This is a genomic window from Ruania rhizosphaerae, assembly GCF_009805705.1.
GTDB lineage: Bacteria > Actinomycetota > Actinomycetes > Actinomycetales > Beutenbergiaceae > Ruania > Ruania rhizosphaerae.
On sequence record NZ_VSMB01000014.1, the window covers coordinates 58,350 to 79,066 of the forward strand.

The 20,717-nt window shown below is 67.7% G+C and carries 20 protein-coding genes and 1 other RNA gene; 15 read left to right on the forward strand and 6 right to left on the reverse strand.

The annotated features are described in order from the left end of the window. The first annotated feature begins 59 nt into the window (after window positions 1-59). The 6 genes from FV560_RS16820 (at window position 60) to smpB (ending at window position 6,833) form a co-directional block, all read left to right on the forward strand. Window positions 60-1,553, forward strand: coding sequence for an aldehyde dehydrogenase family protein (locus FV560_RS16820; protein ID WP_159622726.1), 1,494 nt, complete (start codon window positions 60-62; stop codon window positions 1,551-1,553). A gap of 81 nt (window positions 1,554-1,634) precedes the next feature. Beyond that, entirely contained in the window at window positions 1,635-2,756 is a 1,122-nt protein-coding gene (prfB, locus tag FV560_RS16825) for a peptide chain release factor 2 (protein ID WP_159622727.1), read from the forward strand. 278 nt (window positions 2,757-3,034) lie between these two features. After that, window positions 3,035-3,724, forward strand: a complete 690-nt coding sequence (ftsE, locus tag FV560_RS16830) for a cell division ATP-binding protein FtsE (RefSeq protein WP_159622728.1) — start codon at window positions 3,035-3,037, stop codon at window positions 3,722-3,724. Between the two features lie 15 nt (window positions 3,725-3,739). Next, window positions 3,740-4,654, forward strand: a complete 915-nt coding sequence (gene ftsX / locus FV560_RS16835; RefSeq protein WP_159622729.1) for a permease-like cell division protein FtsX — start codon at window positions 3,740-3,742, stop codon at window positions 4,652-4,654. 2 nt (window positions 4,655-4,656) lie between these two features. Then, the gene (locus tag FV560_RS20570) at window positions 4,657-6,078 is read left to right on the forward strand and encodes a M23 family metallopeptidase (RefSeq protein ID WP_159622730.1); all 1,422 of its coding nucleotides are present in this window, start codon (window positions 4,657-4,659) and stop codon (window positions 6,076-6,078) included. A gap of 236 nt (window positions 6,079-6,314) precedes the next feature. After that, on the forward strand, window positions 6,315-6,833 hold the full coding sequence (gene smpB, locus FV560_RS16845) for an SsrA-binding protein SmpB (protein ID WP_159622731.1): 519 nt from the start codon (window positions 6,315-6,317) through the stop codon (window positions 6,831-6,833). A 39-nt stretch (window positions 6,834-6,872) separates the two neighbouring features. Here smpB and FV560_RS16850 read toward each other — a convergent pair whose 3' ends face one another. Both FV560_RS16850 and FV560_RS16855 read right to left on the reverse strand, forming a co-directional pair. Next, window positions 6,873-7,589, reverse strand: a complete 717-nt coding sequence (locus tag FV560_RS16850) for a hypothetical protein (protein WP_159622732.1) — start codon at window positions 7,587-7,589, stop codon at window positions 6,873-6,875. Between the two features lie 43 nt (window positions 7,590-7,632). Beyond that, the gene (locus tag FV560_RS16855) at window positions 7,633-8,619 is read right to left on the reverse strand and encodes a LacI family DNA-binding transcriptional regulator (RefSeq protein ID WP_235020191.1); all 987 of its coding nucleotides are present in this window, start codon (window positions 8,617-8,619) and stop codon (window positions 7,633-7,635) included. A gap of 254 nt (window positions 8,620-8,873) precedes the next feature. Here FV560_RS16855 and FV560_RS16860 point away from each other — a divergent pair, with 254 nt between their 5' ends. The 6 genes from FV560_RS16860 to FV560_RS16885 are packed head-to-tail and all read left to right on the forward strand — an operon-like array spanning window position 8,874 to window position 15,176. Beyond that, the gene (locus FV560_RS16860; RefSeq protein ID WP_159622734.1) at window positions 8,874-10,184 is read left to right on the forward strand and encodes a sugar ABC transporter substrate-binding protein; all 1,311 of its coding nucleotides are present in this window, start codon (window positions 8,874-8,876) and stop codon (window positions 10,182-10,184) included. After that, the gene (locus FV560_RS16865) at window positions 10,181-11,086 is read left to right on the forward strand and encodes a carbohydrate ABC transporter permease (protein WP_159622735.1); all 906 of its coding nucleotides are present in this window, start codon (window positions 10,181-10,183) and stop codon (window positions 11,084-11,086) included. The genes FV560_RS16860 and FV560_RS16865 overlap by 4 nt, the downstream gene beginning before the upstream one ends. Before the next feature lies 1 nt (window position 11,087). Continuing rightward, complete coding sequence (locus tag FV560_RS16870; RefSeq protein ID WP_159622736.1) at window positions 11,088-11,918, forward strand: carbohydrate ABC transporter permease; 831 nt, start codon at window positions 11,088-11,090, stop codon at window positions 11,916-11,918. Window positions 11,919-11,946: 28 nt separating this feature from the next. Next, window positions 11,947-12,828: a nucleoside hydrolase gene (locus tag FV560_RS16875; protein ID WP_159622737.1), complete on the forward strand. Its 882-nt coding sequence runs from the start codon at window positions 11,947-11,949 to the stop codon at window positions 12,826-12,828. Between the two features lie 20 nt (window positions 12,829-12,848). Then, window positions 12,849-14,720: a DUF2207 domain-containing protein gene (locus tag FV560_RS16880; protein ID WP_159622738.1), complete on the forward strand. Its 1,872-nt coding sequence runs from the start codon at window positions 12,849-12,851 to the stop codon at window positions 14,718-14,720. 48 nt (window positions 14,721-14,768) lie between these two features. Further along, a complete protein-coding gene (locus FV560_RS16885; protein ID WP_159622739.1) occupies window positions 14,769-15,176 on the forward strand; it encodes a hypothetical protein in 408 nt (135 codons plus the stop codon). Window positions 15,177-15,253: 77 nt separating this feature from the next. Here FV560_RS16885 and FV560_RS16890 read toward each other — a convergent pair whose 3' ends face one another. Beyond that, the gene (locus FV560_RS16890) at window positions 15,254-15,949 is read right to left on the reverse strand and encodes an endonuclease III domain-containing protein (protein WP_159622740.1); all 696 of its coding nucleotides are present in this window, start codon (window positions 15,947-15,949) and stop codon (window positions 15,254-15,256) included. A gap of 242 nt (window positions 15,950-16,191) precedes the next feature. On the opposite strand from FV560_RS16890, the gene ssrA reads away from it, so the two are divergent. Further along, window positions 16,192-16,560: a transfer-messenger RNA gene (gene ssrA / locus FV560_RS16895) on the forward strand. Between the two features lie 60 nt (window positions 16,561-16,620). Here ssrA and FV560_RS16900 read toward each other — a convergent pair. Further along, window positions 16,621-16,887: a GlsB/YeaQ/YmgE family stress response membrane protein gene (locus FV560_RS16900; RefSeq protein ID WP_159622741.1), complete on the reverse strand. Its 267-nt coding sequence runs from the start codon at window positions 16,885-16,887 to the stop codon at window positions 16,621-16,623. A 107-nt stretch (window positions 16,888-16,994) separates the two neighbouring features. Next, a complete protein-coding gene (locus FV560_RS16905; protein WP_159622742.1) occupies window positions 16,995-17,708 on the reverse strand; it encodes a GAF and ANTAR domain-containing protein in 714 nt (237 codons plus the stop codon). A gap of 140 nt (window positions 17,709-17,848) precedes the next feature. Here FV560_RS16905 and FV560_RS16910 point away from each other — a divergent pair, with 140 nt between their 5' ends. Beyond that, window positions 17,849-18,817, forward strand: a complete 969-nt coding sequence (locus tag FV560_RS16910) for an ABC transporter ATP-binding protein (RefSeq protein WP_159622743.1) — start codon at window positions 17,849-17,851, stop codon at window positions 18,815-18,817. Further along, window positions 18,817-19,794, forward strand: a complete 978-nt coding sequence (locus FV560_RS16915; protein WP_159622744.1) for an ABC transporter permease subunit — start codon at window positions 18,817-18,819, stop codon at window positions 19,792-19,794. The genes FV560_RS16910 and FV560_RS16915 overlap by 1 nt, the downstream gene beginning before the upstream one ends. A gap of 88 nt (window positions 19,795-19,882) precedes the next feature. Here FV560_RS16915 and FV560_RS16920 read toward each other — a convergent pair whose 3' ends face one another. Next, window positions 19,883-20,653 carry an ABC transporter ATP-binding protein gene (locus tag FV560_RS16920; protein WP_159622745.1) on the reverse strand — a complete coding sequence of 257 codons (771 nt, stop codon included), beginning with the start codon at window positions 20,651-20,653 and terminating at the stop codon, window positions 19,883-19,885. Window positions 20,654-20,717 lie beyond the last annotated feature (64 nt).

Consider the following 20,717-nt stretch of genomic DNA (forward strand, 5'->3'; position numbering starts at 1 on the left):
GCGAGGAACGAGGTGTGCCGTAGCGAGGCACCGCAGAACTCAGACCAGAGGGGTACCGCATGAGCGCCACGGCGACGTCGACTCCGATGTCGGAGGTGCTGCAGCTGCAGCGCAACGCCTTCCACCGGGACGGCTTCCCGGATGCGGCCACTCGCCGCGACCGGATCGATCGGTTCGCTCATGCCGTGGTGGCGCACACCGACGAGCTGGTGGAGGCGATCTCGAACGACTTCGGTCATCGTCCAGAGGTCACGACGCTCGTCTCGGACATCGCGACCCTCGCGTTGGACGCCGAACTTGCCCGTGCGCGCGTGGGTTACTGGATGCGCCCGCGGCGCCCGTGGGGCCGCGTCCCCGGCGCGGTGGCCAGCGCCGTCGGGCTGGATGCCGCCATTCACCCGGAGCCTTTGGGCGTGGTCGGAGTCATGGGCATCTGGAACTTTCCGATCAATCTGACCGCGATCCCGGCCCTGTCCGCACTGGCTGCCGGGAACCGGGTGATGATCAAGATGTCCGAAGCCGTACCCGCCACTTCCGAGGTGTTCGCGAACGCCGTCCACGACGCCTTCGACGTCGAGGAGGTGGCGGTGGTGACCGGCGATGTGGAGGTCTCCCGCGAGTTCGCGGGTCTGGCGCTCGATCACCTGTTCTTCACCGGATCTGCGGCGACGGGATCAGCGGTCATGGCGGCGGCAGCCAAGAACCTCACGCCCGTGACCTTGGAGCTGGGCGGCAAGAACCCGGTTGTTCTGGCGCCGGCTGCGGCGGGGGAGAAGGCAGTGGTGCGGCGTGCCGCGGCGAGGGTGGCGACGGCGCGTCTGGTGAACGCCGGTCAGGCGTGTATCGCCCCTGAAGACGTCTACGTGCCGACGGAGTCCGCCCGCACCTTCGTCCAGGAGGTCTTCTCCACCTGGGGTCGCGTAGTGCCGGACATGTTCGAGCGCGATGAGATGCCCACGCTCATCTCCGATGGTGCCTACGAGCGGATCACCGCGCTGCTGGAGGACGCTGCGGAGAAGGGGGCGCAGGTGCTCACGGCTGTCCGATCGGACGACAGTGGCCAGGAGGCATTGCGCTCGGCGCGGATCATGCCGCCCACGGTGGTGCTCGGGGTGACGGAGGAGATGAGCATCGCCCACGAAGAGGTCTTCGGACCGGTGCTCGCCGTCCATCCGTATGACCATCTGGAGGATCTGCTCGAGGAACTGGCCGATAAGCCGGAGCCGCTGGTGGCGAGCTGGTTCGGCCCGGACGATGTCGACTACCGGACCTTCGTGGCTCGTACCCGGTCCGGTGGGGTGGCCCGCAACGATTACGCGCTCTCGCAGTCGGTTCCTGGGCTGCCGTTCGGCGGCGTGGGTGCCTCCGGTATGGGGCAGTATCACGGCAGGTTCGGGTTCGAGACGTTCAGTCACCGACGGTCGGTGGTCGGTTCCGATCTGCCGTTCTCGATCGTCGATCTGCTCACGCCGAAGGAGTCGGTCAAGGTGCCGGACGCCGTCCGGCGCGGGCTCTCCGCCTACCGCACCGTGCTCTCGCGGCGCTTGCGCTGATGGGCGTACCAGGGGCTCGACCGCCTCGGCCGGCCCGGCCGACGTGATCGGGGGCAGGTCGATCGCGTACCCTTGCCACTTGTGGCTACCGACTTCCCCGTAGAGATCCAGGGTCTGCGCCAGATCCTCGACTCGATCACCGCCGTCAGTGACCCAGACGCGTTGCGGGAGCGGATCGCCCAGCTCTCGGAGGAGGCGGCCGCCCCGGACCTGTGGGACGACCCCGAGGCTGCGCAGCAGGTCACGAGCCAGCTTTCCTACGCGCAGACCGAGCTCGAACGTCTGGAGCGGCTCGCCGAGCGGATCGGCGATCTCGGTGCGCTGGTGGAGCTGGCGCAGGAGGAGGACGACGCCGATACCCTCGCTGAGGCTGAGGCGGAGCTCGGGACGATCCGTGCCGCGCTGGAAGATCTGGAGATCCGCACCCTGCTCTCGGGCGAGTACGACCAGCGCGAGGCCGTCGTGACGATCCGTGCAGGAGCCGGTGGCGTGGATGCCGCCGACTTCGCCGAGATGCTCATGCGCATGTACCTGCGCTGGGCCGAGCGTAAGGGGTACCCGACGGCGGTTCTCGACACCTCCTACGCAGAGGAGGCGGGCCTGAAGTCGGCGACGTTCGAGGTGAAGGTTCCGTACGCCTTCGGCACCCTGAGCGTGGAAGCCGGGACGCACCGCCTGGTGCGGATCTCCCCATTCGACAATCAGGGTCGCCGGCAGACGTCGTTCGCGGCGGTCGAGGTGATCCCGCTGATCGAGCAGACCGACAGCGTGGAGATCCCGGAGTCAGAGATCAAGGTCGACGTCTTCCGCTCCTCCGGGCCGGGCGGGCAGAGCGTGAACACGACCGACTCCGCCGTGCGCATGACCCACATCCCCACGGGCATCGTCGTCTCGATGCAGAACGAGAAGTCGCAGATCCAGAACCGGGCCGCCGCCCTGCGGGTGCTCCAGTCCCGGCTGCTTCTCAAGCGCCAGGAGGAGGTGAGCGCGGCCAAGAAGGCAATGGCAGGGGACGTCAAGGCCTCCTGGGGTGACCAGATGCGCTCCTACGTCCTGCAGCCCTACCAGATGGTCAAGGATCTGCGCACCGAGCACGAGGCGGGCAACCCCTCGTCGGTCTTCGACGGAGACATCGACAGTTTCATCAACGCCGGGATCCGCTGGCGTAAGCACCAGCAGCTCGACGCCGAAGCAGGCGCCTGACTTCACCCCACCGCACTGCGGGGCGATGCTCACGCCCGGGCGCGTTCGAATCCCGCTACGTCGCTGGAGTCCCGCTCCGGGTACCTGTTCTGGGATTCGAACGCCGCAGCGGGATTCGAACGCGGTGACGGCCCTCTGACCGCGACAAGCCCCTCGGCTTAGAGAACGCGCTGACCGGCGCGCGGCGTGTCACCCGGGCAGGACCAGATTGGCTGCATACCCTGCAAGTGGCCAGGTTTCGCCCTTCCCCACTTCCCCAAGACTGGCCAGGCAGCGCAGTGATCCGTTTCAAGAAAGTCTCCAAGGTGTACGCCCGCGGGGCGCGCCCTGCCCTGGACCAGGTCTCGCTCGAGGTCGGCCGGGGTGAGTTCGTGTTCCTCGTCGGTGCCTCGGGCTCGGGCAAGTCGACCTTTCTGCGCCTGGTGCTCCGAGAAGAGCGCCCCACCCACGGGTCGGTGTTCGTGGCGGGCCGGGACCTGGCGAACCTCTCCCAGTGGAAGGTGCCGCAGCTGCGCCGTCAGATCGGGTGCGTCTTCCAGGACTTCCGGCTGCTCCACAACAAGAACGTCTTCGACAACGTCGCCATCGCCCTGCAGGTGATCGGCAAGCCCCGGCACCACGTGATGACCACCGTGCCGGAGACGCTGGAGATGGTGGGTCTGGCCGGGAAGGAGAAGCGGCTCCCGCACGAGCTCTCCGGTGGTGAGCAGCAGCGGGTCGCCATTGCCCGCGCGTTCGTCAACCGTCCGGCGATCATCCTGGCCGACGAGCCCACCGGAAATCTGGACCCCACCACATCCGTGGGCATCATGCGTCTGTTGGACCGGATCAACCGCACCGGCACCACCGTGGTGATGGCCACCCACGACGACGAGATCGTCGACCAGATGCGCAAGCGCGTGGTCGAGCTGGTCGACGGGCAGATGGTGCGTGACCAGGACCGCGGCGTCTACGGCGCGGCGCGTTAGGGCGGGGGACACACGATGCGACTTCAGTTCGTCCTCTCGCAGATCGGCAACGGGCTGCGCCGGAACATGGCGATGGCCGTCTCGGTCGTGCTCGTGACCTTCATCTCGCTCACCTTCGTCGGCGCGGCGGTACTGCTGCAGATGCAGGTGGGCAACATGAAGGACGAGTGGTACGACCGCGTCGAGGTCTCGATCTATCTGTGCCCGCCGGATTCCTCGGTGCCCGCCTGTGCCGGCGGTGAGGCGACCGAGCAGCAGGTGGAGCAGCTGCAAGACGTGCTGACCTCCGATTCCCTCAGTCCGTATGTCGAGGAGGTCTTCCTCGAGACGAAGGAGCAGGCCTTCGAGGCATTCCAGGAGCGCTTCGGGGATCAGGACTGGGCGCAACGGATCACCGTGGACCAGATGCAGCAGTCGTTGCGGGTCAGCCTCGTTGACCCGGAGCTGTACCAGGTGGTCGCCGACGAGGTGGCCGGACGCGACGGGGTCGAAGAGGTGATCGACCAGCGGTCCATTCTTGAACCGCTCTTCCTGGTCCTGAACCGTGCGACTGTCCTGGCGGCAGGTCTGGCCGCGGTGATGATCGTGGCCGCGGTGCTGCTGATCACGACCACGATCCGGCTCTCTGCGATGAGCCGGAGCAGGGAGACGTCGATCATGCGGCTCGTCGGTGCCTCGAACTTCTTCATCCAGCTTCCGTTCATGCTCGAAGGCGCCATCGCCGCCCTGCTCGGTGCCGTGTTGGCGAGCACCGGGCTGTGGCTGGGGGTACGCTCCATCATCGAGAACTGGCTCGCCGAATCGGTGCGCTGGGTCAATTTCGTCAACACCGGGGACGTGCTCGTGGTCGCACCCCTGTTGGTGGCGATCGGAATCGTGCTCGCGGCCATCAGTTCGCTGGTCAGTCTCAGCCGGTACACGAAGGTGTGATCATGCCGCGACGACGTCCCTTCCGATCCCACGGTCCCTCACGTTCGGCACGGGGTGCCTTGGCCGCAGTCCTGGCGTGCTCACTCGCGCTGCTCGCCGGCCCGGTCGTTGCCGACACGAGGGACGATCTCGAGGAGCAGCAGGAGCAGAACGAGTCCGAGCGCGAAGAGCTCGCGGCGATGCTCGAGGGCACCGAGTCCGAGCTTGCCGACGTCTACCTCGAGCTCGACGACATCGAGCGGCGCCTGCCAGTCGCGCAGGACGAACTCGCCGTCGCCAACGACGAGCTGGCGGCAGCGGAGCGCCATGCAGCATCGGTGCAGGACCGCCTGGACGTGGCCGAGGCCCAGCAGAGCGACCTGACGTCGGAGATATCGACCACCGAGGGCGAGATCACCGAGACTGAGTCAGCGATGGGTGCGGTCGCCCGATCGGCCTACCGGGGTGGTGAGGGCGCATCTGCCCTGTCGGTGATCTTCGCCGCTGATGACGCCGACGACTTCGCCGTCCAGTACTCGGTGATGAGTTCGGCGTTGCGCTCACAGAACCAGACGCTCTCCGACCTGGAGAACCTGGTGGCGGTGAACCGCAACCGGCAGGCCCGGTTGGACGCGGTGACCGAACGCATCGGTGAGCTGAAGGCGGAGGCGGATGCCGCCGTCGCCGCGGCGGACGTAGCCCGGCAGGAGGCGGCGGACCTGGTGGCTGAGATCGAGCAGCTGCAGGCCGATCAGGAGGCCCGGGCGGGCGAGCTCGAGACCCTGCAGGAGGACTACACCGATCAGATCGCCGAAATCGAGGAAGACAACGAGGAGATCGCGGACGAGATCGCCGAGATCGACCGGAAGGAGCGGGAGGCTGAGCGTGAGCGGCAGCGAGAAGCTGCTGAGCGGGCAAGTCGATCCGACGATCGGGACACCGGAAACTCTGGTGGGTCCGGTGGCTCGGGCGGGTCCGGTGGCTCTGGTGGATCCGGCGGATCGAGTTCGGCGGGCTCCGGCAGCTCGTCGAGCGGGTCGCTGATACCGCCGGTCCCGCAGCCGCTGTACGTGACCTCTGGGTACGGAATGCGCTGGTACCCGATCACGGGCGGCTACTACATGCACCAAGGTGTGGACCTGCGTTCGGCGTGCGGGAACTCCCAGGTCGCCTCTGCCGCGGGAACGGTGTCCGCGGTCCGTCCGGCCCCGAACGGCACACACGGCAACCAGGTGATGATCAATCACGGCACGATCAACGGCAGCAGGTACGTGACCGTCTACAACCACCTCTCCCGATTCGCGGTGAGCCAGGGCCAGTCGGTCTCGCAGGGGCAGACGATCGGCTACACCGGCGCTACCGGCAACGTCACCGGCTGCCACGTGCACTTCGAGGTGTGGCGTAACGGCTCGACCATCGACCCGATGGGCCTGTCTGCGTTCTGACCGGCTACACCTGCGCTGATCGGGCTGGACACGTCGGACGCTCGAGTGTGGGTGTCCGCACGGTCACCCGGGGTGACCTTGTCGTCGATGATCAGCCGATAACCGACGTCAGGATCACCCCCGGTGAGGGAGTTGTCGGCCGGGTGAGGTGGCGCGGCTGCTCACCAGCAGCGTAAACAGATCGAGGGATCCGGCCCGTGCGCCGTACAGTGGACCGGCGAAGGAGACCAGAACCGATGAGCAACAAGGCCAAGGGCGCCAAGAAGAAGAAGACGAGTGGCGCCGTCGACCCCAAGACGGTGAAGACGGTGGTGGCGCGGAACAAGAAGGCGCGGCACGACTATCACATCGATGCCACCTACGAGGCAGGGCTCGCACTGACCGGGACCGAGGTGAAGTCGCTGCGCGCCGGGCGCGCTTCCCTGGTGGACGGATGGGTGTACGTGGACGCCGGAGAGGCCTGGTTGGAGAGCGTGCACATCCCCGAATACACCGAGGGAACCTGGACGAACCACTCTCCGCGCCGCAAGCGCAAGCTCCTGTTGCACAAGGAACAGATCCTCAAGCTCACGCAGCGCACGAAGGAGAAGGGCTTCACCATCGTGCCGCTCGAGCTCTACTTCATCGGCGGCCGGGCGAAGGTGGAGATCGCCGTCGCCCGAGGAAAGCAGGAGTGGGACAAGCGACAGGCTCTGCGGGAGAAGCAGGACGCCCGAGAGGCGCAGCGGGCAATGAGCCTGCGCCGGAACCGATAGGCACGACGGCGTAGCTCGCCACCAGCGCTGCGGCGCGCTTCAGCGCCCCTGGTAGACGAACGCCGGGATCGCGGCAGCGACCCTGCCCAGCCAGTCCGCGCGTGCGGCGAGCTCGGCCGGGTCAGGCACACCTTTCCGGAAGCTCACGAGCTGGTTCCCGACGATCTGCAACGTGGCCTGCGGTGGCCCGTCCTGCATCGCTGCGATCACGGTGGGTGCGAGCAGGGCGTGCGCGAGCCTGTCGTCGGCAGTGACCACCCGCAGACGTTCATTGAACTCGTGCGACTCGGTGTCGAGGTCGCCCAGCAATCCGAGCGATGTGGCGACGGACCCGCCAGGTCCCTCGCTGAGCAAATTGAAGGTCGGCAGGGAGCCGGGTAGTTCAAGTGTGCACAGGGAGTTGTTCTCCCCCGAGGACGTCACCCGGGTGCGCATCCGCGTGGTCTCGTTGCTCCATCCCCGCCCGTTCGTTCCGCATCCCACGGCGGTGCCGCCCGCGACGCGTCGATACATGACGTGGCTCGTCTTCGCCGATCGGGTGTCGGCGAACAGGTGCCGGAGTCCGAGTCTGTCCAGCACGGCAGGATCAGTGCCCACGTACGTCCATCCGGCGGCCTGCGCGGCCGCGGCGACATCCGCGACACTGCGCCGGTCCGGGCGGCCGTTGCGCAGGACCATGACGACGGTGACCACTGCGATCCCGGCGCCCAGGACTGCTGCCAGAATGCCCGCCGCGATGGCCCAGAATTCGTTCACTGAGGTGGCTCCTTGCGTATTCATCAGGGCTGATGGCGATTCATCAATGCTCGTGGCACCCGCAGGAGCGTCGTGCCACGAAGGTGAAGTCCAGCAGTTCGTGCACCGGTGCGTCCCGTGCGTCCGGGTCGCGGACGACGTCGATCGCCCGAGCGGCGAGGGCCTGTGTGGGTTGTTGCACGGTGGTCAGTGGTGGGATCGAGACGCGACTGTTCGCCGTGCCGTCCAGGCCGACCACGGCCAGGTCCTCCGGGATGCGCAGACCCAGGCTGTGCGCGGCGTGCAACACCCCGAACGCCTGCTCGTCGGTGACGCAGTACACCGCCCGGGGCCGGTGGGCGGCGAGTTCCTCGGCTGCGATCTGCGATGCGGCGTATCGCGAGGTCGGGGAGGCCCAGTGGTGGGCCGTCACTCCGTGGCCGGCTAGGGCCCGCTCGTATCCTCGCTCGTGCTGGCGGGCGCCCACTGAATCGGTGGGTCCGTTGAGGATGGCGATCTCGCGATAGCCGTGCTCGATGAGGTGGCTCGTGGCGGCGCGCGCGGCGGCGGTGTAGTCGATGGTGAGAGTGGAAGCCGCGGCCCCCTCGGGCAGCGGGTGCAGCGCCACCACCGGGATGCGGGCCTCGGTGAACAGGCTCAGATCGGGGTCGTCCTGCAGCGAGACGTAGACCACGGCGTCCACCTGCCGGTCCACGAGCGAGCGCACGTGGCGCGCTTCCTGCACGGGGGAGAGTGCGGCGTCGCAGATCAGCAGCAGGTGATCGATCTCCCCGGCGGCGTCCTCCAGCGCGCGAGCGGTCTCGGCGAAGAACGGGTTGCAGATGTCGGGCACGATGAGCCCGATGGAACGGGTCGACCCGGCGCTGAGGGCGCGGGCGAGCATGTTCGGCCGGTAGCCGAGCTCCGCTGCCGCCGCCAGCACGCGTTCCCGCGTCGCCGGGGCCACGTTCCGTGGCCCGTTGTTGAACACATAGCTCACGACGGCGTTCGACGTCCTGGCCAGGCGCGCCACGTCCCGGGCGGTCACCATGGGCACGATCTCCTCGGTTCAGCGGGCGGTCACGAGCAGGATACGCAGCAGCACGTCGCCGGCGGCGTGGCCCTCCGCGTCTGCGTCCATCGCGTCGGCCGGGTGGGCGTGCTTCTGATCAGGTGTCTTGCGGGTGCCGGATCGAGGCTGCTAACGTCCATCTAACCGGATAGATGACGTGAGTGCCACATCCCCACCACTGAAGCACGGGCGCCACGCCGACCCGCACCCCTCCCTCCACCGAAGGTCCGATCATGATCCCTCGCACTCCACACGCACGCTTCGTCGCCGCAGCCGCTGTCGTGACATCTGGCGCACTCGCCCTGGCGGCCTGCTCGTCCACTCCGGAGACTCCCTCGACCGACGAGGCGACACCCAGCACCATCAACTTGCTTGGCCCGGAGGACCCGGCCACATTCGCGCCCCTCATCGAGGGCTTCGAGGCCGAGCATGAGGGCTACTCGGTGGAGTACACCCAGGTCCCCTTCGATCAGCTGAACTCGACGCTGCAGCAGCGTCTCGGCGCGGAGGACTCGACCATCGACCTCTACACCGTTGATCAGCCCCGGGTCGCTCAACTCGCCGCCCAGGGATACCTCGTCGACCTGACCGACCTCGCTGGCGAGGCGCAGGAGGTGATGAGCCCGACCATGTACGACGTCAACGTCATCGACGAGCAGATGTGGGCTGCCTCCATCTGGGACTCCACGCAGCTGATGTTCTACAACGTCGACGCGCTTGCGGCCGCCGGTGTCGAGCCGCCGAGCTCCGACCCGGCCGAGCGCTGGACCTGGGAGCAGACGGTCGCTGCCGCCGAGCAGGTGCAGGCCGCCGGTGAGACCGAGTGGGGTCTGATCCTGGAGCAGATCGAGTACTACTATCAGTTGCAGCCGCTGATGGCCTCCCTCGGTGGCGGATCGGGTATCACCGGCGAGGACGCGCTCACCGCGGACATCACGAACGACGCCTGGGTGGAGGCCATGACCTGGTACGGCGACCTGTTCGCCGACGGGCTCGCCCCGCGCGGAGTCGGCAGCTTCGAGACCAGCCCGATCTTCGCCGACGGCGAGTCCGCCTTCTTCGTCGGTGGTCCCTGGGATGTCGGGGTCTTCTCGGAGTCCGAGACGAACTGGGCCGTGGCACCGATGCCGTACTTCGACGGTGGTGAGCAGGTCACCCCGACCGGCTCGTGGTCCTGGGGCATCAACCCCGCCTCGCAGAACCAGGCCGCCGCGCTGCTCTTCCTCGAATACGCCACCCTCAACCCCGAGGGCAACCTGCTCAGCACCCAGGCGACCACGATCATCCCCGCCAACGCCGAGGCAGCGGCCGAGTACCTGCCGCAGTTGGAGGAGCTCGCCGGGGACCGCAGCGCCGGGGTGGCCGACCTGATCACCTACGAGCTGGAGAACACCGCTCTCGCGCGGCCGTTGACCGTCGGCTACGTCCAGTTCGAAGAGGTCATGAACACCGCCTTCGCGGACATCCGCAACGGCAGCGACCCCGCCGAGCGGCTCGCCGAGGCCACCACCCAGCTCGAGGACGCCTGGAGCCAGCTGCGATGACCACGACGATCGCCGGGCGTACCAGGAAGGTGCGCCGAGGCTACGGTCGCGTCGCACTCGCCTTCCTGGCCCCGGCGATCGTGGTGCTCGTCCTGGTTCGCCTCGTCCCCGCCGCGTCCGCCCTCTATGGCAGCCTGACCCGCTCCTCGCTGCTCACCGGGCAGACCCGGTTCGTCGGCTGGGAGAACTACGCCGAGCTGCTCGGCAATCCCGACTTCCGCGGCGCCGTCGGCGTGACGGTGCTGTTCACGCTGATCATCAACCCGCTGCAGGTGGCGATCGCCTTCGCCCTTGCGGTGCTGTTCACTCGCCGCCTGGCGGGCGTGCGGTGGTGGCGGTCCCTGGTGATCCTGCCGATCGCCGTGCCGCCGGCTGTCTCGGCAGTGGTGTGGAACGTGATCTACCGCCCCGACGATGGCCTGGCCAATGCGGTACTCAGCGTGCTCGGACTGCCTCCTCAGCCGTTCCTCACCTCGCCCGACCAGGCGCTCGCTGCGGTGATCGTGCTGCTTTCCTGGGTGGGCGTGGGGTACTGGATGCTGTTCCTCATCGCCGGCATCAACGATGTGCCGGGCGAGCTCTACGAGGCGGCTGCCTTGGATGGAGCCGGACCGTGGCGGAAGTTCTTCCACATCACCCTGCCGATGTGCCGACGTCCCCTCGCGTTCGTGCTGGTGGCTGACACCGTCTCCAACCTGCTCGTCTTCGCCCCCGTGCAGATGCTCACCGGCGGCGGACCGGAAGGGGCGACCAACCTGCTCATGTACGACATCTACACCCGCGCCTACACCCTCGGCGATCTGGGCCGTGCCCAGGCTGAGGTCGTCGTCCTGGTGCTGCTCACCGTGGTGATCGTGGCTGCACAGTTCCGCATGCTGCGCGGCGACAGCGAGGGGGCGTGAGATGAGCCCACGTCGAACGCGACTTCCCCTGACCGTCCTGGCGGCCGCCGTCGGGATCCTCTTTGCGATCCCGTTGCTCTGGGTGCTCACCAACTCCCTGCGCCCCGGCGCCGAGACGTTCGGCTCGATCAGCCCGCTCAGCTGGGAGACCTTCCTCACCCTGACCCCGAACGTGGACAACTACGCCGCGCTCGCCGGGACCTCGCTCGGGCGCGGCATCCTCAACTCGATCATTGTCAGCGTGGCGACAGTCGCCGTCGGACTGGTGATTTGTGCGATGGCGGCGTTCGCGCTCGCGGCCCTGCCCTTCCGGGGGCGTAGCGCAGTGTTCTCGGTGATCGTGCTCAGCTTCCTGATTCCGTTCGACGCCATCGCCATCCCGCTTGCAGATGTCTTCCGCACGTGGAACCTGCAGAACACGTTCACCGGCCTGGTGCTGCCGGGGCTGGGCAACGGAATGGCGGTGTTCCTGCTGCGGCAGTTCTTCCTCGCCGTCCCCGAGGATCTGGCTGAGGCCGCGCGCCTGGACGGGCTCGGGTGGTGGGGAATCTTCTCCCGCATCTACGCCCCGCTCGCCCGCCCGGCCATGATTGGTGCCGCACTGATGCTGTTCCTGTTCCAGTGGCAGGCCTACGTCTGGCCGCTGCTGATCGGCACCGACTCCGAGCACATCCTCGGACCCGTCGCGCTGGCCAATATGCAGGGCCAGTTCAACGTGGACTACGGGCTGATGTTCGCCGGAGCGGTGGTTCTCATCGCCGTGCCGCTGCTGATCATCCTCACCCTGCAGCGCTACTTCATCCAGTCCGTGACCACCTCCGGCCTCAAGTGAGCCCGGTGAAAGCGAGCATCACCGACCCATGAGTACTCACCACAGCGTCGTCCTCGACACCGACCTGGGCACCGACGTCGACGACGCGATGGCCCTCGCCCTGCTGCTCGGCTCTCCGGAGGTGGAGCTGGCCGCTGTCACCACCGTCTACGGGGATACGCTCCTGCGGGCGCGCCTGGTGCAGCGGTACGCAGGCCTCGCCGGACGGCGCCTGCCGGTCTGGGCGGGAGAGCCCGCCACGCGCTCCGGCCGGGAGGTGTGGTGGGCCGGCCATGAGGGGTCGCTGCACCCTGACCTGGAGGCCGAGCACATCGAGCCCGGCGACGGCGCAGCCTCCCTGGCCGAGGCCGTCACCTCCCAGCGGGGCCGGGACGTGCTCGCCATCGGACCGTTGACGAATCTGGCCTTGGCTCTCGAGCGCACCCCTGCCGTGGCGGACTCCGCCCGCGGATTCTGGCTCATGGGCGGCGACTTCACCGCACCCGAGCCGGAGCACAACATCCGGTCCGACGTCGACGCAGCTGCTGTGGTCTTCGACTCCGGCGCCCCGATCGTGATCGCGGGGGTGGACGTGACACGGCAGGTGCGGATTGGGACTCGTCAGCTCGAGCAGATCGCCGGTGCCGGGCGGATCGGGGCGGCTCTGGCTGCCGACATCGACCAGTGGTGGAAGTTCTGGAACGAAACCTGGAACGTCCCGCACGACCCGGTGGCGGCCCTCGCGCTGTTGCGTCCGGACCTGGTGACGCTCTCGGAGCCGGGGCGGGTGCACGTCAGTGACGACGGGATCACCACGCACGAGGTGAGGCCGGACGGGAACGTGCGGGTCGTCGTCGGGCTGGATGCCCCTCGTGTGGCCGAGGAGGTCGTGACCAGGATCGTCCGCGCGGGGGAGGCTGCCGCCACGTAGCGATCCGTAGGATGGACGGCATGCGTCGACCGATCCTCCTGGGCAGGCTGTTCCCGTTCCTGGCGGTGGCGGTGATCGCGGCACTCGCCCTGCTGGGATCGCCCACGGCGGCGCAGGCGGACGCCGAGGACGCGTGGTCGATCGAGCAGTACCACGTGAACGCCGAGGTCCACCCCGAGGGCACGATCGACGTGACCATCGATATGACGTTCGACTTCGCCGACGAGGCCGGGCATGGGCCGTTCCTGACCCTGGTGGAGCGGCAGGAGATCCCGGACGACCCGGACCACTACCGCGTGCTGGAGTACACTGGCATCACGGCATCTTCGAACTCCGGGGCGCCGGCCGACGTGCACACCGAATCCGACGACGGTGGGCTGATCGTCTACGTCGGTGACGAGGACCAAGAAGTCTCTGGGGCTCAGCAGTACACGATCTCCTACACCGTGGCCGGGGTGCCCAACTCCGGTGCCGGCGCCGACGGTGAGGACGAGATCTTCTGGAACGTGATCGGTTCCGCCTGGGAAGTGCCGATGTCCGACGTGCTCGTCGAGATCGACGGCCCACACGCCATCCGCGATGCTGCGTGCTACGTGGGACCGGTGGGCAGTGACGACATCTGCGCCAACGCGACCTACCGGTCCGACGGCATGGCCTCGTTCGACGATCCTTCGCTGGACAGCGGTGAGGGGTTGACCATCGTGCTCGCCTATGAAGCGGGTACTTTCGCTGGCGTCGAGCCCATCCTGGACAGGCGCGTCACCTGGTCGAACTTCTTCGGCGTCGGAACGTTCGCACCCTGGTTGGGGCTACTGCTCGGTGGTGGGGGGATCGCGGCCGTGGTGGTGCGTGCTCGTCAGCGAGGGCGCGACCGTGCCCACCTGGGCCTGACGCCCGGCCTCACCCCGGTCGCTGGTGCCGGCGGGTATGGGGAAGGGGCTGCGGCGGGTGGTGCCGTCGCCGTCCGCTTCACCCCGCCCGACGGCGTCACGCCAGGTGCCGCCGGCACCCTCCTGGACGAGGTGGCTCACACCCACGACGTGACGGCGACCATCGTGGACCTCGCGGTGCGCGGGTACCTCACGATCGAGGAAGTGCCCGTGGATGAGAGTGAGGACGGCACGCCGGACTGGTGGCTGCGCCGGACTCTCACCGGGCCGCAGGCGAGTTGGGAAGGATTGCTGCCGTTCGAGGAGACGATCCTGCGGGGTGTGTTCCCGGGCAGCGATCCGACCGTGCGGATGTCCGAGCTCGGGGCCGAGTTCGCGAAGTCGATGACGCGGACGCAGTCCAAACTCTACGACCGGGTGGTCGAACGCGGCTGGTTCCGCAACTCACCGCAGCAGGTGCGGAACGCCTGGGTGGCGGTGGGTGGGTTGATTCTCGTTGGGGGAATCGGAGCGACCATCGCGCTCGGGGTGCTCACCGGCTGGGGATTCGCCGGGCTCGCGGTGGTGCTCACCGGGATCGTGGTGATGATCGCTGCGACATTCGCACCGGCGCGCACCGCGGACGGGACGGCGGTACTGGCGCAGACCCTCGGCTTCAAGCAGTATCTGGAGACGGCCGAGGCGGATCAGCTGCGGTTCGAGGAGGGTGAGGACATCTTCTCGAGGTATCTGCCGTTCGCGATCGCCTTCGGAGTGGCCGAGCACTGGGCGGGGGTGTTCGCCGAGGCGGCCGAGGCCGGGCAGGTGCGGATGCAGCCCACGTGGTACGTCGGCGCCACGCCCGGGCTATGGACTGCGGCCGCGTTCACGAGTGTCTCCGGCTTCGCGAGCTCGGCGTCGGTGTCGGTCGGGGCGGCCGTCTCGGGAACTGGTGGCGGTTCCGGGTTCTCCGGCGGCAGCGTCGGCGGCGGCGTCGGTGGGGGTGGCGGCGGAGGTTGGTGAGATGGGTAGATTGGTGCCCGACCCACACTCAACCACGAGGAGCCAGCCATGGGCTTCGCCCTGCACCGCCTGCCCCTGCGCCTGACCGCGGGAGCATTCATTCTGAACTCCGGCGTGAACAAGCTGAGCCTGGATGCCGAGTCCGCTGCCGGCCTGCAGCAGATGGCACTCAATGCCTTCCCGCAGCTGGAGGCGCTCTCCGCCGAGGATTTCGGCACCTATCTGGCAGCCGGCGAGGTTGCCTTGGGCGGCTCGCTGCTCACCCCGTTCCTGCCGAGCAAGCTGGTGGGTCTGGGACTGACGGCGTTCGCGTCGGCGCTCGTCTTCACCTACCTGCGTACGCCGGGCCTGACCGAATCCGACGGGGTCCGCCCCACGCAGGCCGGTATCGGGATGGCGAAGGACATCTTCCTGCTGGGCATCGGCCTGGCGCTGCTTTTGGAGAAGAAGAAGTAGTCCCGGGCCGGGCCGGGCCGGGTGATGCCTCGACGGCGCCGCGGCCCGGCACCGGTCCGCCCGGGACGAGGCTGAGTTCAGTCCGCTGCGGGTGAGCCTGCCACCTGACGTGCCGGTCGCTTGCCGCGGCTCCCAGCCTCGGCCGCGATCTGCTTCTTCGTGGCAGCGAAGGAGCAGATCGGGCACGTCGTGAGGTCGTGACGCTGCGCCGGGCAGAACTCACGGCCGAAGTAGATGATCTGCAGATGCCGGCGGTTCCATGCCTCGCGCGGGAACACCTTCTTCAGATCGGCTTCCACTTTCTCCACCGATGTGCCGATGCTCAGTCCCCACCGGCGGGCGAGCCGGAAGATGTGGGTGTCGACAGGGAATGCGGGGATGCCGAAGCCCTGTGCCATGACGACGCTGGCGGTCTTGTGCCCCACCCCGGCCAGGCCCTCCAGGAACTCCCAGTCGGGGAGGACCTCACCACCGGCGTCGACGATCTGACCGGCCGCCGTCCAGACGTTCCTGGCCTTGGTCGGCGCCAGGCCCACCTGCCGGATCAGCTCCAGGATCCGCTCCGGTCCCAGCGCGTGCATCTGTGCCGGTGTGCTCGCCTCGGCGAACAGTGCCGGCGTGACCTGGTTGACCTTCGCGTCGGTGGTCTGCGCCGAGAGCGCGACCGCCACCAGCAGGGTGTAGGCGTTGACGTGATCCAGGGCGATCGGGGGGTCGGGGTAGAGGTCATCGAGGATCTCACCGATCCGCTCGGCCTTCTCTGTCCGTCGCACCAGGCCAGCCTACCGATGCCGATGCCGATGCCGATGCCGATGATGGTGGCGGTGGCGGTAGGTCCGGACCGGCTGTGGGGGAGGGGGAGCTGTGGGGGAGTGGGAGCAGCGACCAGGAAATACAGGTGACGGCTGTGGTGTTGTGGACTGTAGAATGATGCGACGACGTCAGCGGGCTACAGGCCAGCGTGTAGGTGTAGTTCCAGGACTGCAGGCCGCTGCCGGTCGTAACAACTCAACAGGGGGGTGATCGGTTTCGACGACGGTTGTCGTTCCAGGAGAAGCGGGCCGAGGATGCAAGGTCATCTCGTCAACGCTCCTTGCAAACCAATAGGTGCCGATTCCAAGCGCACCGACTTCGCCCTCGCCGCCTGAGCGAGTTCTGAAGTCCGTCAGCCCGGGGTAGCTCTCGCCCCGGTTCCTGGCGTCAGCTAGAGAGCCACTGCTCGTAACCCTCGTCATCGGGGTTGCGGGGACTTCTAGGTGACTGAGCCCGTCAGCGACTTGTCTGCGTGATCGCTGGGGCTGAGAAAATCTACTAGCAGACTGCGCCCGGAGAAGTCCTGGTTCCGCACTGTCGGACGCGGGTTCGATTCCCGCCACCTCCACCAACGATGAAGGACGGCCCGGCGTTTCGGGCCGTCCTTCATCGTTGTGCCCCGCAGAAGCTGTCAGGAACTGTTCTTCACGGTGCGGTAGATCGCAAGCACGATCAGTGAACCGATGATCGCCGTGATCAGCGACCAGAACCAGTTGCCGGTCAGTGCGACGCTGAACTCCCCGTGGAAGATCAGGTTGCCCAGCAGCCCTCCCACGAGTGCACCGATCACACCGAGCACGATGGTGGCAAGAATTCCACCGCCCTGCTTGCCGGGCATGATGAGTTTTGCCAGAGCTCCGGCGATGAGCCCGATGATCACGTAGAAGATGATGGTCATGGTCAGGTCCTCCGTGGACGTACAGCGGTGTCGTCCCGGCGGCTTGAGACGAACCGATCATGCCCGAACCGGGTCGCAGCGTCAATCGGTGTGACGCCGGCGGATCGTCAGGTTGCCACCTGGTTCCGGTGGCCCGCGACGACCTGCCCGGCCACGGTCGCGAGCTTGGAGTTCAGTTGGTTGGAGGTGGTCCGCAGGATCTCGAACGCAGCGTCGTCAGAGATGCGGTGATAGGCCATCAGCAAGCCGATGGCCTTGCCGATCTCCCGGTTGGAGGCCAACCCTTCACGCAGTGTGGTCACCTGATGGTGCTCGGCGGAGGCCTGCAGCGCGACGGATGTGAACGCTGCGAGGATAGCTGCCTGGTTCACGCCCTCGTCGGTGAACCCGCCGGGCCGGTCGCTGAAGAGATTCAGCGCGGCAACCTTGCGGCCCTGATGGGCGATGCGGAAACCGAGCATGCCTCGGATCGGGGTCTCGGCCAGGAGGAGGCTGCGCAGCTCGGGCCATGGGGCATCCGGGTCGTGGAGGTCGGGTGCGAGCTGGGGCACCTCCTCCTCGATCGCGTCCACGCAGGGCCCGGAGCCTGAGACGCGTTCGTACCGGTCCACGGCGGCGGCGATCTCATCGGTTGCAGCGGGCGTCGTCCACTCCGCGCCACGGCGCAGCATCAGGCTCGCGCGATCGCACCCGGTGATCAACGTCGTCGCTGCGTGGCAGACCGCGGTGTAGGTCGTTTCGTAGTCGTCACTGGCGTAAAGAAGGTCGCCGAGCTGCCGAAAGGTGCGAGCGGAGGCTGACTGGGCATCTTCGTTTGCCATCGGAACCATGGTGCTCCTCGTTCTGGTCTGACCGGCCGATCATCCGGCAGCTCAGTATCACCCGTCCGGGCGCGCCGTGGCGCAGTAGGGCGCATGAACCACTAGCGTCGTGGCCGGGGCACTGGACGACAGGAGGGGTGATGTCTGACTACGCGATCAGTACCGACGGGCTGCGCAAGAGCTATCGAGGTGTCCGGCGGCGCGTGGCTGTCGACGGGCTGGACCTGCGTGTTCCCGTGGGTGGTGTGCACGGGTTCCTGGGGCCGAACGGGTCGGGGAAGACGACGACGATCCGGATGTTGCTGGGATTGATCCGCCCGGATGACGGGGAGATCCGAATCTTCGGTCACGAGGTCCCGGCCACGCTGCCGGACGTGATTGCCCGGGTCGGCGCGATCGTGGAGTCGCCGAAGTTCTTCCCGAACTTCACCGGTCGACAGAACCTGGAGCTGCTTGCCTCGGCGATCGGCACCAAGCGGCCTCGGGTGAGGCAGGTACTGGCTGAGACAGGCCTGTCCGACCGCGCCGGTGACCGCTTCGCCACCTACTCCCTGGGCATGAAGCAGCGACTCGCGATCGCGGCAACCTTGCTGAAGGAACCCGACCTGCTGATCTTCGACGAACCGACCAACGGTCTCGACCCTGCTGGGATCCACGAGATCCGCACGACGATGCGCAGGCTCGCTGACGAGGGCCGTACGGTGCTGGTCAGCAGCCACATCCTGGCCGAGGTCGAGCAGATCGCCGACACCGTCTCCATCATCGGACGCGGGCGCCTGATAGCCTCCGGCTCGGTGGCTGAGATCATCGGCGACCGGGCGGAGTCCGTGCGTGTGGTCCTGCGTCCGGAGGAAGGGGAACGGGCCGAGGGTGTGCTCACCGCGGCAGGGTTGACGGTCCGTTCCGATCATGAGGCTTTGCTCGTCGACGGCGCCACCGACCCGGCCGACGTCAACCGGCTGCTGGCCGAGCAGGGCTTGTACGCACGGGAGCTGGGAGGGGTGCGCGTCGGCCTCGAGTCCGTCTTCCTCGAACTCACCCACGACGCCGAGCTCGGCCGCACGCGCCGGCGAGATCGCCGCCATGGCACCGGGGAGGAGGCCGCCTGATGCTGCTGCGTACCGAGTTGCGGCGCCTGCGGATCCGGCGCCTGGTGTGGTTGTTCGTCGTCGCCGGAGTCCTCGGCTCGTTCTTCGTCCTGTTCACCACGTGGGTCTCCGCTCAGCCGATCACCGACGAGATGCGCGAGCAGGCCGAGGTGGCCTACCAGGACCAGCTCGAGCGGTGGGAGGAGCACGGTGAGGAGGAGATCGAGCGCTGCGAGGAAGAGCAGGCGCGGATAGCGGACGAGACGGGGGAGGATCCCGGTTTCGACTGCGCGGACATGATGCCGCAACGCGAGCACTTCCTCCCGCACGAGCAGTCGCTCGCCGAGCACGTCGACTGGTCCGGCCTCACCTCCGCCATCATGGTCCTCGGCGTGGTCGGCCTCGCCATCGGTACGACGGCAGTCGCGGCCGAGTTCTCCAGCGGCGCGATGGCCACCCTGCTCACCTTCCAGCCGCGCCGCCTGCGCGTCTACGCTGGCAAGGTGGGCGCTGTCGCCCTCGCGACCGTGCCTCTGTCGCTGCTGCTGTGCACGATCCTCGGCGTCGGGATGTGGGCGATATTCGAGATCCGCGGGCTTGATGCCACGGTCAGTGATGCATTGCTCTGGACGGCGGTGCGCGCCCTGGCTCTCCTGCCGGCGGCAGCGATTGTCGGCGCTGTGCTCGCGTTCCTGCTGCGGTCCACCGCGGTGGTGCTGGCCGTGGTCGCCGGGTTCGCGATCGGCTGGGAGGCGATCGGGGTAGGCATGGCTCAGACGCTCGCGCCGTTCTCGATCCGCACCAACCTGGTCGGCTGGCTGCAGTACGGCACTACGTACTTCGTCAATACCTGCGAGTCTCAGCCAGATGGCAGCGTGTTCTGCGACAGCACCGAGCAGACACTTTCCTTTGCCTGGAACGCCGGCTTCCTGGCCGTCGTCGGGGTGCTGCTCATCGCCGTCGCAGCGCTCGTGTTCCGCCGCCGCGATCTCTCCTGACGGGTTCCTACTCGGCCAACGCTGAGTTGCTCGGCGTTTCGGCGCCGGATGCCGAGCACCTCAGCGTTCGCCGATGCGGTGCGGTGAGTCAGCGGAAGCGCTGCACCGCCAGCGGTGCCGCCTCGGCGATCTCCCGCACCGCCGGGTGCTCCCCACGGGCGAGCACCTCACCGATCGCGCCGCTGGCGACGAAGTGCCCGTCGGCGAGGAAGTGCACGGACGGGCACATCCGCTCCACGAGCTCCAGGTCGTGGGTGATGATCACTGCCGCGGTTCCGAGTTGCTCCAAGAGCGCACCGATCCGGCGGGCCATGTCCCCGCGCGACTGTGGATCCACGGCCGTGAAGGGTTCGTCCAGCACCAGGATCTCCGGCCGGGTGGCGAGAGCGGTCGCCAGCGCCACTCGCTGGCGCTCTCCGCCGGAGAGGGTCAGCATCACGCGGGAGGCGAAGTGTTCAGGCAGCGCGACGGCGTCCAGCAGCTCCGCGGTGGACGTCGCGTGGGTGCGCCCCGCCTTGCGCGCCTCCTTCACGGCTGTCTTGAGATTGCCCGCCACCGTCAGCCGTGGGTCGGTGATCGTCAACGAGTCCTGCGACTGGAACCGGACCGCCGCGGTGAAGTCCTTCTTGTTCTTGCGCGGCAGGCGGCTCACCGAGCGTCCCTCGTAGGTCACCTGACCGCGCGTGGGCCGCATACTCCCGCGCAGGAGCCGCGCCAGCGTGGTCTTGCCGACGCCCGAGGGGCCGATGATCCCCAACGGCGCATCACCAGCGGTGATCGTCAGATCGATACCGCGGATGACCTCGTTGCCAGGGTAGCCACCCCAGAGGTCGTGGGCCTGGAGGACCGAACCGGCCATGCGCGCTGTGCTCCTTCATGAGTGGGCGGGGGACTGCCTGCATGCTATCCGCCGTACATTGATG

Excerpts from the sequence above, each read along its gene's own strand:
- FV560_RS16900 (WP_159622741.1), bottom strand. The coding sequence starts at position 16,887 with ATGACCATCATCTTCTACGTGATCATCGGGCTCATCGCCGGAGCTCTG.
- ftsX (WP_159622729.1), top strand. The coding sequence starts at position 3,740 with ATGCGACTTCAGTTCGTCCTCTCGCAGATCGGCAACGGGCTGCGCCGG.
- FV560_RS16915 (WP_159622744.1), top strand. The coding sequence starts at position 18,817 with ATGCTGCTGCGTACCGAGTTGCGGCGCCTGCGGATCCGGCGCCTGGTG.
- FV560_RS16885 (WP_159622739.1), top strand. The coding sequence starts at position 14,769 with ATGGGCTTCGCCCTGCACCGCCTGCCCCTGCGCCTGACCGCGGGAGCA.
- FV560_RS16880 (WP_159622738.1), top strand. The coding sequence starts at position 12,849 with ATGCGTCGACCGATCCTCCTGGGCAGGCTGTTCCCGTTCCTGGCGGTG.
- FV560_RS16870 (WP_159622736.1), top strand. The coding sequence starts at position 11,088 with ATGAGCCCACGTCGAACGCGACTTCCCCTGACCGTCCTGGCGGCCGCC.
- FV560_RS16855 (WP_235020191.1), bottom strand. The coding sequence starts at position 8,619 with ATGGTGACCGCCCGGGACGTGGCGCGCCTGGCCAGGACGTCGAACGCC.
- FV560_RS16820 (WP_159622726.1), top strand. The coding sequence starts at position 60 with ATGAGCGCCACGGCGACGTCGACTCCGATGTCGGAGGTGCTGCAGCTG.
- FV560_RS16905 (WP_159622742.1), bottom strand. The coding sequence starts at position 17,708 with ATGGCAAACGAAGATGCCCAGTCAGCCTCCGCTCGCACCTTTCGGCAG.
- smpB (WP_159622731.1), top strand. The coding sequence starts at position 6,315 with ATGAGCAACAAGGCCAAGGGCGCCAAGAAGAAGAAGACGAGTGGCGCC.
- FV560_RS16920 (WP_159622745.1), bottom strand. The coding sequence starts at position 20,653 with ATGGCCGGTTCGGTCCTCCAGGCCCACGACCTCTGGGGTGGCTACCCT.
- FV560_RS16910 (WP_159622743.1), top strand. The coding sequence starts at position 17,849 with ATGTCTGACTACGCGATCAGTACCGACGGGCTGCGCAAGAGCTATCGA.
- FV560_RS16875 (WP_159622737.1), top strand. The coding sequence starts at position 11,947 with ATGAGTACTCACCACAGCGTCGTCCTCGACACCGACCTGGGCACCGAC.
- FV560_RS16860 (WP_159622734.1), top strand. The coding sequence starts at position 8,874 with ATGATCCCTCGCACTCCACACGCACGCTTCGTCGCCGCAGCCGCTGTC.
- FV560_RS20570 (WP_159622730.1), top strand. The coding sequence starts at position 4,657 with ATGCCGCGACGACGTCCCTTCCGATCCCACGGTCCCTCACGTTCGGCA.
- FV560_RS16865 (WP_159622735.1), top strand. The coding sequence starts at position 10,181 with ATGACCACGACGATCGCCGGGCGTACCAGGAAGGTGCGCCGAGGCTAC.